The 17682-nt window shown below is 51.4% G+C and carries 13 protein-coding genes; 5 read left to right on the top strand and 8 right to left on the bottom strand.

Going from position 1 to position 17682, the window contains the following annotated elements; all coding sequences use genetic code 11:
• Both JW984_04925 and JW984_04920 read right to left on the bottom strand, forming a co-directional pair.
• Positions 1-1104: HlyC/CorC family transporter (locus tag JW984_04925; protein ID MBN1572524.1), on the bottom strand; the 1104-nt coding region annotated here is incomplete at its 3' end.
• Between the two features lie 510 nt (positions 1105-1614).
• Positions 1615-3216, bottom strand: coding sequence for an AAA family ATPase (locus JW984_04920; protein MBN1572523.1), 1602 nt, complete (start codon positions 3214-3216; stop codon positions 1615-1617).
• 399 nt (positions 3217-3615) lie between these two features.
• On the opposite strand from JW984_04920, the gene polA reads away from it, so the two are divergent.
• From polA to JW984_04905, 3 genes are all read left to right on the top strand, one after another.
• Positions 3616-6300, top strand: coding sequence for a DNA polymerase I (gene polA / locus JW984_04915; protein ID MBN1572522.1), 2685 nt, complete (start codon positions 3616-3618; stop codon positions 6298-6300).
• A complete protein-coding gene (locus JW984_04910) occupies positions 6300-7889 on the top strand; it encodes an SPOR domain-containing protein (GenBank protein ID MBN1572521.1) in 1590 nt (529 codons plus the stop codon). Before polA ends, JW984_04910 begins: the two co-directional genes overlap by 1 nt.
• Positions 7890-7973: 84 nt before the next feature.
• Positions 7974-8606, top strand: a complete 633-nt coding sequence (locus JW984_04905; protein ID MBN1572520.1) for an alpha/beta fold hydrolase — start codon at positions 7974-7976, stop codon at positions 8604-8606.
• A 535-nt stretch (positions 8607-9141) separates the two neighbouring features.
• On the opposite strand, the gene JW984_04900 is transcribed toward JW984_04905, so the two are convergent.
• A complete protein-coding gene (locus tag JW984_04900; GenBank protein ID MBN1572519.1) occupies positions 9142-9528 on the bottom strand; it encodes a hypothetical protein in 387 nt (128 codons plus the stop codon).
• Between the two features lie 214 nt (positions 9529-9742).
• Here JW984_04900 and JW984_04895 point away from each other — a divergent pair, with 214 nt between their 5' ends.
• Entirely contained in the window at positions 9743-10498 is a 756-nt protein-coding gene (locus tag JW984_04895) for an alpha/beta hydrolase (GenBank protein ID MBN1572518.1), read from the top strand.
• 152 nt (positions 10499-10650) lie between these two features.
• Here the strand turns inward: JW984_04895 and JW984_04890 are convergent, their stop codons facing one another.
• From JW984_04890 to JW984_04875, 4 genes are all read right to left on the bottom strand, one after another.
• A complete protein-coding gene (locus JW984_04890; protein ID MBN1572517.1) occupies positions 10651-10845 on the bottom strand; it encodes a hypothetical protein in 195 nt (64 codons plus the stop codon).
• 445 nt (positions 10846-11290) lie between these two features.
• Positions 11291-11812: a hypothetical protein gene (locus JW984_04885; GenBank protein MBN1572516.1), complete on the bottom strand. Its 522-nt coding sequence runs from the start codon at positions 11810-11812 to the stop codon at positions 11291-11293.
• Positions 11796-12731: an ADP-ribosylglycohydrolase family protein gene (locus JW984_04880; protein ID MBN1572515.1), complete on the bottom strand. Its 936-nt coding sequence runs from the start codon at positions 12729-12731 to the stop codon at positions 11796-11798. The genes JW984_04885 and JW984_04880 overlap by 17 nt, the downstream gene beginning before the upstream one ends.
• A gap of 114 nt (positions 12732-12845) precedes the next feature.
• Positions 12846-13526 carry an endonuclease III gene (locus JW984_04875; protein ID MBN1572514.1) on the bottom strand — a complete coding sequence of 227 codons (681 nt, stop codon included), beginning with the start codon at positions 13524-13526 and terminating at the stop codon, positions 12846-12848.
• Positions 13527-13701: 175 nt separating this feature from the next.
• On the opposite strand from JW984_04875, the gene selB reads away from it, so the two are divergent.
• Positions 13702-15621: a selenocysteine-specific translation elongation factor gene (gene selB, locus JW984_04870; protein ID MBN1572513.1), complete on the top strand. Its 1920-nt coding sequence runs from the start codon at positions 13702-13704 to the stop codon at positions 15619-15621.
• A gap of 19 nt (positions 15622-15640) precedes the next feature.
• Here selB and JW984_04865 read toward each other — a convergent pair whose 3' ends face one another.
• The gene (locus JW984_04865; protein ID MBN1572512.1) at positions 15641-17455 is read right to left on the bottom strand and encodes a zinc-ribbon domain-containing protein; all 1815 of its coding nucleotides are present in this window, start codon (positions 17453-17455) and stop codon (positions 15641-15643) included.
• Positions 17456-17682: the final 227 nt, after the last annotated feature.

The following is a 17682-nucleotide window of genomic DNA, read 5'->3' as shown; positions in this document are numbered from 1 at the left end:
TACCATCGTTCCATCTTCGATGTTGCCGACCACCCCGGACGATTCGATATCGTGCTCGTCCTCGATCTCCCCCACGATCTCCTCCAGGAGGTCCTCCATCGTGGCTAGGCCCGCAATGTCGCCATACTCGTCTACAACGAGCACCATCTGGATCCTGCTGTTTTGCATCTCCCTCAAAAGCTCGCTTATCATCTTGGACTCGGGGACGAAGTGGGCCTGTTTCATCAACTTTTCCACCTCGAAGGCCTTCTTGTTGACGAAATGGTAGAGCACGTCCTTATTGTTCAGGACTCCCACGACATTATCGAGGTTGTCCTTGTAGACGGGATAACGGGTTTTCCCGCTGTTGACGATGAATTTCAGAATCTTGTCTTTCTTCCAGTCGATGTCCACGGCGTTGATCTTCGGGTGTGGCACCATAACGTCTTTGACCTGCCTGTCTGTAAAGTCGAAGATCGAGTGGATCAGCTCGTGCTCCGTCTCGTCGAGCACCCCCTTCTCCTCGCCCTCCTTTAATATCAAAATTATCTCCTCCTCGGTAAAAAATGAGGAGTCCGCCCTCCCCTTCATCCCGAGGGCCTTAAGGACAACGTTGTTGGAAAAGGTGAGGAGTTTAATCAGCGGCGAAATGATCTTTGCTACGAAGATGATGGGCCCGACGACAAAGAGCGATATCTTCTCCGAAAACCTGATGCCGAGGGACTTCGGCACGAGCTCTCCTAAGACCAGCATGAAGTAGGAGATGACAATGACAACAATAAAGATTGAGATGGGTTGTGCGGCGGCGGAAAGCGCCTCGATCTTGATCGCCCTGATTATGGGGGTCAAGAGCTGAACGGCGGCGGCGCCACCCACTGCAGAGGCGAGGGATCCAATGAGCGTAATCCCGATCTGGATGGTGGAGAGAAACCCGTCGGGATCGTCTTTTATGTGCAGCAGCTTCTCGGCGTTGCTCTTATGCCTCTTTTCTTCTCTAAGCGTCTTAATGCGGCTCTTCCTCATCGTAACGATTGCTATCTCCGAGCCGGCAAAAAAGCCGTTTGCCACAATCAAGATGAAGATAAGGGCCGCTTCAAAAATAAAGGATGATATTTCACGTTCCATACGATTATTTTCTGATCAAACCAGATAGATCACTTTCAAATTGTATAATGCCAAGGATATTTTGGCACGTTTCGATAAAACTTCCGGGTGTCTCCCGTTATTTCCTTAAAAACCGTAAAGCCTGGCGCCGACTTCCGCTCCGAATACACCGTCCCCCCGCTTGGCACACCATAACATATATTCATGGATTTCCCCGGGAGCGCCGCCCCTACGAATAGTCTACTTACGGCCGGACTATTAAGTAATTGCTTTAAGAAACTCGGGATAGGTAAGGGTACACAATCATCGCCGTCTTCGCAGCCGTCCGCTTTAGGTGCCGAAGACAAACGGGGCAGACATGGCATCTCCGCCGTCCTCGATGTGGTTGATTCAATTTTTCTTTTCAGGAAAGTACCTCTTCTCCGGTGATACTAATTTAATTTCGATTCTTTTATAAAATGCGATTTTTTGGTTCAACCATATCGGCAACTTACGGTATCAGCAGACCTCCCAAGCCGCCCGGCGGAACATCTATATGTCCGATTTTTTGTAGGAGGTCTTGATAATATCTTCCTGAACCTTGGGGGTTCTGTCCTCCACCACCGTCTTTGGCTGATACTTCTCCGGCTTGCTGGCGAGGACCGCCCTGTTGAACGCCCACCTCTTGATCCGCTTGATATCCTCCTGCATCGTCGTAGACAGGGGCACCATCCTCCCGATCCCCTTCATAAGGTCGTCCATGACGAGCTCCCTGTTCTGCTGAAAGGCCTCGAAGAGGGCGGAGATTACACACTGTTCTATCTCCGCTCCCACATACCCTTCGGTGGCCTTCGCCAGGTCCTCGAGGTTATATTTCCTCGGATCCTGCTTCCTCTTTTTCAGGTGTACGTTAAATATCTGCATCCTCTCCGTTACCCCGGGGAGATCGACGAAGAATATCTCGTCAAAACGCCCCTTCCTCAATATCTCCGGGGGGAGCATCTCGATCTCGTTAGCCGTTGCGGCAACGAAGACAAAGCCCCTCTTCTCCTGCATCCATGTGAGGAACATTGCGAAGATTCGGCCGACGTTCATATCCCTCGTCTCCCCGCTGTAGGAGCCTATCCCCTTTTCTATCTCGTCCACCCAGAGGACGCAGGGAGCCATCGCCTCCACGATCTTCAACGCCACCGCTAGAGACTCCTCGGGAGAACCCATAAGCCCGCTGTAGACCCGGTTCATGTCGAGCCTGATGAGAGGCAGGTTCCAATAGGACGAGACCGCCTGGACGGTGAGGCTCTTTCCGCACCCGGAGATGCCGGTCATGAGAAATCCCTTGGGGGGCGTAAGGCCGTATTTGGCGGCGTCCGGCGATAGGCTTTTAGTCCTTGCGGCGAGCCAGTCCTTCAGGTTTCCCAGCCCTCCGATATCCTCTATGGACGGCTTTTCCGCCACAAATTCCAGTATTCCGGTCTTCCTTATCAACTGCTCCTTCTCCTGAAGGATCACCTTCAAAGCCGAGACATCCAAGAGTTTCCTTCCCATCATCGCCTTTGTGAAGGCGTTTTTCGCCTCGTCGAAGGTCAGGCCCATAGCGCCGTGAATCAGGGCGTCCTTCTCCTCCGGGGTAAGCTGGGCCTTCATTCCCTTGCTCTTTGCGAAGGAAGCGGCTATCGAGTTAAAGAGGGCGGCTATCTCCTCGTAGGCGGGTAGATCCATGTCCACCACAGCCATCTCCTTGTTGAGCTCGTAAGGAAGAGAGAGCATCGGCGCCACGATAAAGATCGTTTTATATGAGGCCGCCAGGGCGTCGTAGGCGTCCCGGAGCTTTCGGGCGAGGAGGTAATTGTTCTCCATGTCTCGATGGAGGTCTTTGAAGAGAAAAATGGCGTTCTCCTGCATCCCAATGGCCCTGTCGATGGCCGAGATCGGGTCTTTCGTCCCCTCGATACCCTTGCCGTTTAGGGACAGGCCGTTGGTGCTCTCCCACGTGAAGAATTTCACCGGCGTCGAAAACATCGTCTGGGCGAGCTTCTCCAGAAGCAGCTGAAGCCTCCCCTCCTCCCATGTCACGACGTATATCAGAGACTGCTTGGCGGACACGAGCTTTCTGAATATCTCAACGCTCTTTCCTTTTTCCCGTTGGAGCTCCATTTGAAGATTTCTCCCTCTTTAGGCTTTTAGTTTTTACTTTAAAGTATCTGATATACTAAAAATAATCTTATTGAACCATATCCCTTAATCTGCGGCTTGGTTTTAATTATATCTCTCCATTTTGATAATCTCACAAAACGAACCCCTTTGTCAAGTACGTTGTAATCTATGGTTCAGTCCGGCGTTAATGCCGTTAAAAAGGAGATTTGTCTGTAAAAGCGGACTTTTAAAGAGATCGGATTTTTTTAACGTCCGTCTTTCTCCCCGTCACTGGATTTTAACATCCCCCCTCAAAGGGATTGACACTTTGACGCCCCTCTGGTAGATTAAGCTTGTATTTTTGCATTATATATTATTGATTCATCCCATTTGCCAAATATAATCACCACCGGGGGGAGAATGTCCGATTCAGCCGAGTCGAAAAAAACGAGAAAGCTCGCCGTAATCGACGGGAGCTCATACATCTTCAGGGCCTTTTACGCAATAAGGGGCCTGGCGAATTCCAGCGGCTTCCCGACCGGAGCCGTATTCGGCTTTAACAACATGCTGAGAAAGGTGATCGACGACATCAAGCCGGATCTGTTACTTGTCGCCTTCGACACCAAGGGGCCCACCTTCCGCCACGACAAATACCCCCTTTACAAGGCGAACCGAAAAGAGACGCCAGAGGACCTGATCCCCCAGATACCGAAGATAAAGGAGCTGGTCTCCGCCTACAACATCAAGTCTGTCGAGGCGCCGGGGTACGAGGCGGACGATATCATCGGAACGGTAGCGACTAAGGCCCCGGACGACGTCGAGGTTGTAATCGTCACCGGCGACAAGGATATGGCCCAGCTCGTGTCAGAAAAGGTCACGCTCCTCGACACAATGAAGGGCGAGGTCACCGACCTTGCCGCCGTCTGGGATAAGTACGGAACGACGGGGGCAGGACTCCTTCAGGTCTTCGGGCTCTCCGGGGACAGTTCCGACAACATCCCAGGGGTCTCCGGCATCGGGGAGAAGACCGCCGTCGACCTGATAAAGAAATACGGTACGCTCGAGGAGCTCTTCAAGAACATCGACGACTTCAAGGGGAAGAGGAGGGAGAGCCTCGAAGACAACGAGGAGAACGCCTTTCTCTCCCGGGCTCTCTTCGCCCTCGATCTCGACGTCCCGATCGATTTAAACCTCGAAGAAATGGAGATGGAGGCGGCGGACAAGGGTAGGCTCAAGGAGATCTTCACCGAGCTCGAGTTCCACACGCTTCTAAAGGAGCTCGATGAGCCGGGGGCGGGACTCACGATTCCCCACGAGACCGTTTTTACCGAAGAGAGGCTTTTTGAGATCATCGAGGGGGCTAAGAGGGCCGAGTACCTGTCGGTCGACACCGAGACAACCTCGGTCTTTCCGATGGAGGCGGACCTTGTGGGGATATCCCTCTGCTTCGAGGAGGACTCCGCCTGCTACATCCCCCTAGGCCATAGATACCTGGGGGCGCCGGCGCAGCTCGACATGAAGCGTTGCCTCGATCTCCTGAAGGACCTCCTGTCAGATCCGAAGGTCAGGAAGATCGGGCAGAACATCAAATACGACTACATCATCCTGAAGAGAAACGGTGTCGAAATTTCCCCCATAGCCTTCGACACCATGGTGGCGTCCTACCTGATAAATCCCTCTAGACGTGGCCACGGCCTCGACAACATCTCGCTGAGATACCTCGGGCACAAGCCGATAAGCTACAGCGACGTCGCGGGATCGGGAAAAAACCAGCTCTCATTTTCCGAGGTAATGGTGGAGGACGCCGCCCCCTACGCCGCCGAGGACGCCTACCTCGTATACAAAATGCTCCCCGTAATGGATAAAAAGATGGGGGAGCTTAAGACCGAGTCCCTCTTTCACAAGGTAGAGATACCCCTGATCGAGGTCCTTGCCGAGATGGAGATCAAGGGGGTCAGGGTGGACGAGGCCAGGCTCCACGTGCTCTCAGCCGAGTTTTCGGAGAAGATCGAAAAGCTGCGAGCCAGGATAATCGAACACGCCGGCGAGGATTTCAACATCAACTCGCCTAAGCAGCTGGGGGAAGTCCTCTTCGAGAGGATGAAGCTCCCTACCGTAAAGAAGACGAAGACCGGCCACTCGACCGACAATGACGTTTTGACCGCTCTCACGGCCCAGCACCCGATAGCGGGGGAGATACTGGAATATCGGAGCCTGACAAAGCTTAAATCTACCTACGTGGACTCGCTGGCAAAACTGATAAACAGAAAGACCGGAAGGATCCACACGTCGTTCAACCAGACGGTCACAGCAACGGGGAGGCTCTCTTCCTCCGACCCGAACCTCCAGAACATCCCCATAAGGACGCCGGAGGGGAGAAAGATCAGGGAGGCCTTCATACCGGAGGGAGGGCACCTCTTGGTAAGCTCCGACTACTCCCAGATCGAGCTGAGACTTTTTGCCCACCTCTCCCAGGACCAGGCTCTTCTTGAGGCATTTTCAAGGGATGAGGACATCCACAGCAGCACCGCCGGCGCCATCTTCGGAATAGATGCCGCCGACGTCACGCCGGAGATGAGGCGAAAGGCAAAGACCATTAACTTCGGCATCATATACGGAATCTCGGCCCACGGCCTGTCGCAGCAGCTCAACATCGGGCGTCAGGAGGCCCAGGAGTTCATCGACGCCTACTTCGACAAGTTCTCCGGCGTAAAGGAGTTTATCGACAGCGCCGCAAAAAAGGCGGAGGAGGACGGATACGTAACCACCATCATGGACAGGAGGCGCTACCTGCCGGAGCTCAAGAGCAATGACAGAAACGTCCGCGCCTTCGCCCAGAGGATGGCGGTAAACACACACGTCCAGGGTAGCGCCGCCGACCTTATAAAGCTCGCCATGATAAACATCCACCGCCGCCTCAAAAAGGAAAATCTAAGCGCCGAAATGATCATCCAGGTCCACGACGAGCTGCTGTTGGAGACGTTGGAGGGTGATGTGGAAAAGGTCGTGAAGATAGTCGGGGAAGAGATGGAGGGGGTGATGGATCTCTCCGTCGCCCTCAAGGTGGACATCAATACCGGTAAAAACTGGAGCGAGGTGCACTGATGAGAAGGACGATATTTACCCTTTGTTGGCTCTTTGCCGCGGCTTTCGTCATCGCCTCGGTCATAGGCTGCGGCGAAAAAGTGGCCGAAGACGAAAAGGAGAAGCATGTAACGGGGAAGGTCCCCCTCGACGGGAAATCCCCCTTGAGGGAGATACCGAAGGAGGGGGAGCTGAACTACCTGACGCCGAAGCCGGAGGACAGGGGGGACTACACAGAGTTCTACACGATCCAGCTGGGGGCCTTCAGCAGCCTCGAAAACGCCCACAAACTCCTTTCTGAACTTAAAAGCGACGGATACGACGTATTCCTGTTCGAGAGCCACATCAAATCGGACTCCCTCTACAAGGTGGGGCTGGGAACCTTCGAGAAGAAGGAGGACGCCAGGACGTATCTGGATAACCTCGTAATCCCGGGCTTTGAGGGGCTCTGGATCACCCAGGTGAGATACGGAAGCGCCGTGGACCTAGACACCGAAAAGGGAAAGGGCGAGGCGGCCGAAAAATCTAATGTCGCCGAGATGGTCTATGTCAGCGACAAGGCGGCGGACGGAGACGGCGGGGCCGTTAGGTGGGGCGTGTGGCTCAAACGGGGGGAGGAAGAACCCCTGCTCCTCGCCGATAGCGAAGAGACGATAAGGCGTCCCATAATATCCCCCGACGGAAAGAGGGTGGCGTTCATAGTCGTGGAAAACGAGGCGGGGGGCGGGAAGATCTCCATCGCGGACACGTACGGCTCAAAAAATGTGTCGTCGATACCCGCGCCGGTTGCGCTGAATCACCACATCTGGATATCGGCGGAGGTCTTGGCATACGTCTCCACCTCCCCCTCAAAAGAGATCGCAAACAAGATCGTCATATATAATATCATCAAGAGGAAGGGCGATGTCCTTATATCCTCGAAAGACAATCTCTTCGAGAACCTGATCCTTTCGCCGAACGGAAAATATATAGCCTACGACGCCCACAGCTATGCCTCCGGTTATGATTCCTCGGTCCTTCCCAAAAATGTCGATAGCGACGAGGCGGTTCACGTCGAGACGATAAACCTCGAGACCGGATCGAAGAGGGTCATCCGCGCCGGCTACACGACGAGGCTGATGGGCTGGTATCCTGACGGGAACCTGATGGTCGCCTATCACCAGGAACCGGGCAAGGGGAAGTCCTACAGTTACTCCTTCGCCAGCTCGGACCCCGACGGGAAGAACATCGTTATGCTCGAGGACATAAAGACCGTAAAGAACGTGGGAGCGGGGGTGACATCCACCGACGGGCGCCGCATCGCCTTCGTGACGTGGGAAATAGAGGACGACGAAGGCAAGTCGAAGCGCCGCACGCCCACGGAGCTCTGGCTCCTCGACGTCGAGAGGGGAGAGGCGGAGAGGCTTCTCAAGAGGGACTCCATCCTCTACGGCCCATCCTGGTCGCCCGGGGGAGACGAGCTGGTCATAACGGGAAGGATAAAAAACCGGCTGAACGTCTTTGTCGTGGGGGACCTCGGCACCGGAGATGGTGGGGCGGGAAAGAAAAGCCCCAGCGTCAAGAGGCTCTTTAACTTGGATGACAACTCCTATGACGCCGCATTCCATTGATTCATCAGGACATATAAAGCCGGCACCGTTTTCATCGGCCCATCGGTTTATTAGTATCAGTCTATTAATATGTTGGAGTATAGAGTGAAAGAAGAGAAGATAACGATCCCGTCGGGAGAGGTGACCCTCACCGGGGGGCTTACGAGGGCATCCGGGGAATCGAACGAGTCCCCGATTGCCATCATCTGCCACCCACACCCCCACTACGGAGGGAGCATGCATAACAACGTGGTGGAGGGGGTGCTAATTAATGTCATCAACAGGGGATATTCCGCCCTCCGCTTCAACCTCCGCGGTGTCGGCGGAAGCGGCGGCCGCGCGACCGGGACGTTGGAGGACGGCCGGGACGTCAAGGCGGCGGTGGATTTCGTCTCCGAGATGGGGGGATTTAACCCGATCTATCTCGTGGGATATTCCTACGGGGCGTGGGTGGGGCTTCACCACGCCATCTCCGACAATCGAATATCCGCATGGGCGGCGGTATCTCCGCCGGTCTCGATGTTCGACTTCTCGTACCTCGAAGGCGCCAAGGTACCCAAGTTCTTCGTCGCCGGCGACCGGGACGACTTCCTCGACCTCGACGTCCTCAAAGAATTGGTGCAGAGGCTCGACGAGCCGAAGGAGCTTGTCGTGATACGCGGCGCCGACCACTTCTACGGCGGCTTCGAGTATGATGTGGGAGAGTTAGTGGGGGGGTTTTTGAAGGGGCTGGGGTAAGGGAATATACAAAAATAACTCCATGCTGATTCTTCGGATGGGTGGCACTGATAAGTCCTTACTTGTCAGTGGGCTTTTCAATTATCACCGGATAGTCAAAAACAATAAGGGCATATAAGTCTGTCCGTCCAGCTCGGCCGTGGAAACGGAAATTAATATCTTTCTGGATTCCCGATCAGGTCGGGAATGACAGCATAAATACCCGTTCGAGTCGGGAATGACAGAATATTGGACTCCCCATAAAATCTTTAATGAGAAAAAGGGAAATAAGTTTGATCTGTCATTCCCGCGGAAGCGGGAATTTAGTAGGTCGGTCTGTGTGTAGGGTTCTACTTACAAGCGTTAGCTTATCAGTAGACTTGTGATAAAGACATAAATCGCCGCCACCGCGGGGGATCGGCTTAATTTTTAAGTGGGCCGATGACGCGGCAATCTCGTCCTCTTTGTCACCAGACCGCCGCGCTACCCGTTTTTTATAATCAGCTTCGCTCGCAATGACATAGGGATCAGGGAAACAAACAGAGCTTTAGTACTGCTAAACCGCCCAGAACCCCAGCAGCAGGAAAAAAATCCCCAGAAGGAGGGGAACCACTGCATACAGGTGCAGGAACTTCTCCTTTTTCATCATCCATTTGCTCATCTTTAGAAAAGGCGCCGGGTACGTGACGATCAAAATACCCTCGACAAAGGCGATCCAGCCGAAGATCGTGATGATGACCGACCAGCTCAGGCTCCACTCGTTGTGATATACGACAAGCAGGAAGCCGAGCACCAGGGCGAGCAGGCCGAAGAGGTAATACAGGGCCGGTGACTCGATGGAGTCCTTCATGATATCCCTGTACGCCTCTTTGTAGATTAACCCCCTGACGCCGGCGGCCGCGTAGACCAATCCCAACAGCTGAAAGATATGCGCATCTGACATGATAAAACCTCCCTTATTATTTTACACTTTGTTATTTCTATTGTACCACCTTCCGAATCGTCCGGCAAAGGTCAAATCGAACCGGTTTTCAATACCAATATTCACCTTGCCCGGAAAATCCGGCCGTTTTTTAAACACAATTATGGTATACCATTCGGCGGCCTTAATGTTATAATGGCCGAAGAAAAAATAGACACCGTATCAGGAGGCAAGCGTGGAGATAGAAAAGAGATTCATCTTCTTTCCCGAAAAGCGGATCGACTATACCCCAAAGGATTTCGGGTACCGGTTCGAAGACGTCTACTACCTGACCAAGGATAACGTCAGGATAAACGCCTGGTTCGTGCCCGCTGGAGAGGGCGCCCCGACAATCATCTTCTGCCACGGAAACGCGGGGAACATCTCCCACAGGATTGAGAACATCACCCTCCTCGTTAAGCGGGGGATTTCTGTCTTCATCTTCGACTACCGCGGCTTCGGCAACAGCGGCGGAAAGATCGCCGAGGAGGGCCTCTACCTCGACGCCCTGGGGGCGTACGATTACCTCACGGGCGAGATGAAGATACCCATATCTAAGATCGTCCCCTTCGGGAGATCGATGGGTGGGCCGATCGCCGTGGACCTTGCCTCGAGATTTACCTTTCCCTGTCTCATCCTCGAATCGACCTTCACGAGCCTGAAGGACATGGTCAGGAGCTTCTACCCGATGTTGGGAATCGACAAGCTCCTCACCATGAAGTTCAACTCCGAGGAGAAGATCAGGGGGATTAAGTTCCCCGTCCTTTTTATCCACGGCGACTCCGACGAGATCGTCTCATACGACCTGGGCAGAAGGCTCTTCGACGCCGCCAACGAGCCGAAGACATTCTACACCATAGAGGGCGCCATGCACAACGACACATTCGACGTAGGGGGAGAGGAATATTTCAATACCTTCGTGGGATTTATCAACGAGCACGTAAAGGAGTGAGGCCGGGGTAAAATTCCATCCCGTCTGCACTAAAAAACATGCATATCCCCCCACAGGGATTACGCGATAAAACACAATCCCAATACTAAAGCCGGATTAATTTTCAGCGAGCGCCCGAGGGCGCTTCTTCACCCGATCCCGAATTTGACGTTCTAATCCTTTACGTGTCTGTGGGGTCCCAGAAGGATAAACGCTATGGCGAAGAGGAGACAAACCGTAACGAAGTTGATGAACGACCTGGGATAAAGATCGAAGGCGAACGGAGCCATACCGAACACCTTGACCACGATCCCGAATATGAAGCCCGCAAAGGCCGCCAGAATAAAGAGCCACGCGATGATTCTCATTTTTTCCTCCCGTGAAAAAAACTGCCCTTTAAAACACCTTCCCATCCTACCTTCCCCGACCCGATTAAAAATCGATTATCCTCTTTTTCCAACCCGATTCGGAATCCATCATCCTGTCATTCCCGACCTGATCGGGAATCCAGATAGATATTCACTGGATTCCCGTTTTCACGGGAATGACATATAAGGTTTACCTTTTTTTTGCTACTAAATCGATATGGAATCTGTATCCCGTCATTAACGACCCGGTTGGGAATCCGCTATACCTTCATTCTCGACCCGGTTAGGAATCCGCTATACTGTCATTCCCGACCTGATCGGGAATCCAGATAGATATCGGTTCCGCCCACCCGCCCAACGCACAAACACCCACACTCTGGATTCCCGCTTACGCGGGAATGACACACTTAGAGTTTCCCGCTTCCCAAGGTAATGACATATATATTTACACCCACTTCACCACTTCCCTGACACTGCACCCCATCTTTTCGAGGCCCGACATGAACTCCATCCTCTTTGAATGATCGGTCACGGCGTAATCGAATCCCATCCTCAGGCGGTGCTTCACCTCGTGAAAATCGATCTTGAGAAGCTGGGCCAGCTTCTTGGCGGCGTTGTTCAGGGCCACCTCGTCTGCCGGGCCTATGATGTTTAAGAAATACTTCTTTTTGAACTCGTGGCCGCAGAAGGGACACGCCCCGTAGGCTCCGTCGATGAGCTTCTTGCACTCCGGGCACTCCTTGGTCTTTCCCAGAGCATCCACACCGGCGTCCAAGAGGGGCGAGGCCTTGATGAAGATGCTCTCGGCGCGAACGGAAAGCTCCTCCACCGAGTAGATAAGCTCCCTTAACAACCTTCTTATTGATATGAGGAGAAAAAGGATTAAAAAAAGGGCGAATACCCCCATTATGACCCCGAAGACGAAGACAATGGGAAACCAGGGGAATATATCAAGGATTACGTCCAACTTTCATCTCCGTGAGCTTAATCGCAAGGTCCATTACGTACGTCACTCCCTTTTTGCCCTTCTCCATCATTTCGAGCCAGTCGAGCGGGATGGCACCCGCCCCGTAGTAGGCCCCGGCGATCGCCCCCGCCATTGCGCCGGTCGTGTCGGCGTCCCCGCCGGCGTTGACTGCGATGATCACTGCATCGGCAAAGCACTTTGATAACAGAAACGCCGATATGCTTGCCGGCACGGCCCCGATTGCGCTCACGTCCCGCGTAAAATTCGATACCAGGATATCTATGGCCTCATCAATCCCTGAGGCCGAGAACTTCTTTATCGGGGCAAGGGCGGCCGAGAACTCCCCGCTGATGGCGTCAACCAAAGCGGCGATGTCGTCGACGTATCTCGCCGCCTCAATCTTTCGGCCCTCGGCCGCGGCCCCGACCGCAAAGGCCACGGCTGCCGCCTGCGCCACCGCCCCGGCAACGCCTATGGGGTGTTTGTGGGTGATCTCGGCCGACTTGACGGCGTGCTCAACCAGCCTTTCCCTGTCGTCGTAAAAAAAACAGCCTATGGGGGCAATCCGCATGGCGGCCCCGTTCCCCCAGCTGTCCGTTCCCACCTCGTCCGCACCGATCCCGGCCTCGATCCTCTTCATCACCCCGAAGATCCGCCCCCCGTAGCCACGGGAAGAATCGAAGTTATCGAGGAACCTTTTGGCGATTTCCCGCTGGGTCGGCTCCGGTTCGGAGCGGATCGCCTCCATTATCCCGATCATCATCTGGGTGTCGTCGGTGTATCTGCCGTTGATCGGTTTTTCGAGCAATCCGTACCGCTCCCTGATCGAGGCCGGATGCCAGCCCTCGACCGATGCGCCGAAGGCGTCTCCCACAAGGGTTCCCAAGGAAGACCCGACGAAGATGTCCCTCAGCTTCAATCCCCCGGACGGCACGTTTCTTAAACCCCCAAAATATTAAAGAAAACGCCTTGGGAAATTATAAACTTTTTACTTGAGCGAATGCAAGTAAATAGTTTGGCCCCTCAAAATAGACTAATTGGCTCGGGGCTGTTTTTTCTCCTTAAAAAACTCGTCTTTGGAGGGACAGAGAGAGTTTAATGGACACTCTTCACATAAGGGTCTTCTCGCCTTGCAGTACTCCCGCCCGAGGCGGATGAGCAGGATGTGGAAGGGGAAATATTTATCCTCGGGTACCAGCCTCTCCATGATCTTGTGGGCGGACGTAACATCCGCCTTCTCATCGACAAGCCCAAGCCTTTTTGTCACCCTGTAGATGTGGGTGTCCACCGGAAAGGCGGGCTTGCCGAGGGAGAAGAGAAGCACAATAGACGCGGTCTTCACGCCCACCCCCTTAAACGAGGTGAGGTAATCGAGGGCCTCGTCCCTATCCATATCGCTCAAGTGATCGAGGTCGAGCCTTCCCCGCTCGTTATATATCTCGCCCAGTATCTCCTTTATCCTGACCGACTTCTGGGGCGCAAGCCCGCCGACCCTTATCGCCTCCTCGATCTCCTTTACATCCGCCGCCATCACATCCTCCCACCTCTCAAAGCGGGACATCAGGCTCGCATAGGCCCTGTCCCTGTTCAGGTCGGTGGTGTTCTGGGAGAGGATCGAGAAGATAAGTTCAGACAGGGGATCTTTCCTCAGGCGTTTTTCGGGTATGCCGAAGTATCCTTCGAGCTTCTCCAAGATATTGGCAATCTTTTTCATGGGTAAATCTTCTCACAACGGGGGGGAGGTGACAACAAAAAAACAGAGTATCTTTGCCGGCGTCCAGCTGTTTTCAAGATGAAGTGTCTAAAAAAACAATCCAAAAACAGACTCAAAAAATGTACCGTTTTCCCACGCCTTTTGATATAATCTCTAAAAAACTGAAGGGGAGCAGATGAAAAGATTAATCCTCGGGACCGCCGGGCACATCGACCACGGAAAGACGGCCCTGATTAAGGCCCTTACCGGCATAGATACCGACAGGCTGAAGGAGGAGAAGGAACGGGGCATCACGATAGAGCTCGGTTTTGCCTACCTCGACCTCCCCTCCGGGACGCGCCTCGGGATCGTGGACGTCCCGGGGCACGAGAAGTTCGTGAAGAACATGGTCGCCGGCTCCGGCGGGATAGACATCGTGGCGCTCGTCGTCGCCGCGGACGAGGGTATAATGCCCCAGACGGTCGAGCACATGAACATCCTGAAGCTCCTCGACGTCCCCCTCGGCGTCGTGATCATAACGAAGGTGGACACCGTCGACGAAGAGATGATCTCCCTTGTCGAGGAGGAGCTATTCGATTTCACCTCCGGGACTTTTTTGGAGGGGGCGCCCGTCGTCAGGGTGTCCTCCATCACGGGCGACGGCATCGACGAACTGATATCGGTTCTGGACGGGCTGCTCTCCAAGGTCGAGGGGAGGGGAGCCTCCGGCCTTTTTAGGCTCCCCGTAGACCGCGTCTTTACGATGAAGGGGTTCGGGACCGTGATCACGGGGACGCTCCTATCCGGCGGGGTAAAGGCGGGAGAGGAGATAACCATAATGCCAACAGGCAAGGCTGCCAGGATCAGGGGAATTCAGGTCCACAACGACTCGGTCGACGAGGCGGTGGCCGGAACGAGAACCGCCATCAATCTGACCGGTATCGACAGGGAATCGATAAAGAGGGGGGACACGATAATCTCTCCCGGGACCATCGAGCCGACCTACATGATTGACGCGAAGCTTAGCTACCTTTCTGACAACGCAAAAAACCTCAAGAACAGGGAAAGGGTGAGGTTCCACCTCGGAACCAGCGAGGTGATCGTAAACGTCGTCCTGATGGAGAGGGAGGAGGTCGCCCCCGGCGACGAAGCCTACGTCCAGATTCGCCTCACCGAGCCGGTCGTCGCCGTCCCGGGAGACAGGTTCGTCATCCGCTCCCTCTCGCCCGTGACGACGGTCGGAGGCGGGGAGATTCTGAACGCCCACCCGAAAAAGCACAAGCGGTTCAAGGAAGACACCATCGAGGACTTCGAGATATTGACACGGGGCGAGCTTGACGAGCGGGCCGTCGTCTTCCTTCGCGACACGGGGTACATAGGGGCAACGGCAAAGGAGCTCGAGGTGAGGATGGGGACATCCCAGACTAAGACCAATAAGATTCTCGACAAACTCCTGGGCGACAGGAGGATAGTAGTCTTCGATAAGGATAAGGGGGGCTACCTGGAGGGGGAAACTTACGGAAGGCTAAAGGGGGTCGCCATCGAGAGGATCGGGGAATACCACGCCAAGAACCCTAAGGAGGAGGGGATATCGAAGGAGGAGCTGTTCAGGAAGATGCCCTGGGGGGTGGGGCAGAAGCTCTTTGCAAAACTAATGGACGACCTTGCGGGAAAAGATAAAATCTCGGCCGCGGGCGAGAGGATCGCCCTCTCATCCCACAAGGTTGTGTTGAAAGCCGACGAGGAGGAGATAATCAAGGGCGCCGTGGATATGATCCGGGGGGGAGGGCTCTCGCCGCCGTCGACTCAGGAGATGGCCGAGGCGTTGAAGGTTACCGAAGCTGAAGTCAAAAAGCTTCTCACCGTCAACGCAAGGGACGGCAAAATAGTCAGGGTGAAGGAGAACCTCTACTTCGACGCCGGGGACCTCGACGATCTCAAGAAAAAGCTGATTGAATATCTGAAGGAGAAGGGCGAGATAACCACCCAGGGATTCAAGGATATGACCGGCTCCACCAGAAAGTACATGATACCCCTCTTCGAGTATTTCGACTCCGAGAAGGTGACGATAAGGATCGGCGACGTCAGGAAGCTCCGGGAGCGGGGGGGCGGGTAGGGAAATAGATGACTGCTTACTATATATTGGAACCCTTTTTCTGATTACAAGCTCTACACAAAATTTGTATATTATCTACCGTGTTTGCTCCGCCTTTTGAAAACGGGATTATGTGATCAAATTCGAGATATTTATCGGCACCACACATGACACATTTACCACCATCCCTATAAAAAACTTCCATTTGTACATCTCGTGGAATATGTCTTGACATTTCTTTATCGCTTTGTGTGATTAGAAAATTTGATTTTTTTGTCAAAAAGAGCAATATCTCATAAACAATTTCAGGATTACTAAGCCTGTAATATCCCCTTCCTTTTCCTTGTCTATCTATAAAAACAGAATTGGAATCATATGATAAATTGAAAACACTCTTATATATGAATTGAAAGCTAGTATTTTTTGTTTTATCCTTGCCAAGAAAAAAAACTCTGTCACTCGTGAGAACAAGTTTACCAGTGGTTTCTGTTCTATTTTTATCGGTTTTTATATATATACATGGATCGTATATGTAAAAAAATTCAGTGCTTTTTATAATAACAGGTGGAGGTTTCAAATCCAATGGGGTCAAATTTCCTTTTCTAATATTTTGAATTTTTTTAATTCTCTTTATCTCGTTTTGAATTTCCTTTTTGTAATCATCTTGGGTTTTAAGAAACTCCATCATTTTTTTAATTGTTTTTTCTTCTTCTTTTTCGATTTTTCCATCCTGTTTTGCGAATAGTAAAAGTTGTTCAATGAAATCCTTTGCAGGTTCTTCAATTTGTTTTAAAGCTTCTCCCCATTTTAAACCGTATTTTTCCGTCACGTTCATAAGCTGATTCATTTCATTGTCGTCCAACTCGTAATCTTCTATTGATTTTATAAAAAGATTTTCGAATATTTCTAATGCTTTAGCTTTAACCTTCAAAAGATCGTATTTTATTATTTCACGTTCTTCTTTTCCCAGTTTTAAAACATCCATTGCTTTATTTATAACTTTTTCTTCTTTTCTATCAATTACATTATCCTCCGAAGCAGTTATTACAAGGCTTTCAACAAAATTAAGGGCATCTTCCCTTACAAGTATCATCATATCATCCCAATCTAAATTGTACTTTTTTACGAACCTTTTTAAATAATTCATTTCTTGTGCTGTTAAAACTCCGTCTGAAATAAATTCCTTAAATTTATTCTTAAAGAATTCTATCGCTTTTCTTTTAGGTGTGTCCAATTCTTCATAAATTTTAATCATCCTATTTGGATCAATTTTTAGTATTTTACTAATTTTTTCAATATCTTTCTTTTCATCATCATCGAGAATACCATCTTCAATATATGTTTTTGATATACTTTCTACAAAACAATTAGCTTCTCTTGTTACAAAAGCCATCGCTTCCTTCCAACTAATTTCATTTTTTTCGGCAAAAAGCTTCAAATATTTTATTTCAAAATCAGTCAAAACACCATCTGATATTGCCTCAGAAAAGATAGTCTTAAACGTTTCCATAGCCTTTATTTTTTGATTAAGGTCTCTTTTCTTTTTAAAAAAGATAAATTTGTTAGAATCTACTTTCTTATTCTTTATTTCAGATGTGGCAATTTTATGAAGCTTATAGACATCTGGATCTCCGAGGAAGCTTTTTGGTTTTTCTAAAGGAGATTTACAGCTTTTACAATAAATTTCACCAGGCATGTTTTCAAATCCGCAATTGTGGCAGATATTAGTGTATCCTCTTTTATTTATATATATTGTCCTTGAGCATTTCGGACATGTTAGAGATAAGCCACTTTCTGTAATACTACTCTCATTAACTTCACCGACAAAATCACAATTTTGGCATCCCACTTTCATTTTGACACCGGCAATAGTGACACATTATTCAAATATACTTATTTGCTCTCTTCATATTTGCATATCATAAAACAACTATGGCTATTGACTTCAATAAAATCTGATACCATGAAAAGTTTAGCAGAAACTCTATTATTGTCATGCGGGTTCAACTCTTTAGTGCAACAGGTTGATTAAAGAATACTTCTATAGGCGTCTTAAAATCAAGACACTTTCTTGGCCTGTTA

Source organism: Candidatus Zymogenus saltonus (assembly GCA_016929395.1).
GTDB classification, from domain to species: Bacteria; Desulfobacterota; Zymogenia; order Zymogenales; family Zymogenaceae; genus Zymogenus; species Zymogenus saltonus.
Note: the sequence above shows the minus strand (reverse complement) of the source record. Positions and strands in the feature narration are given on the sequence as shown.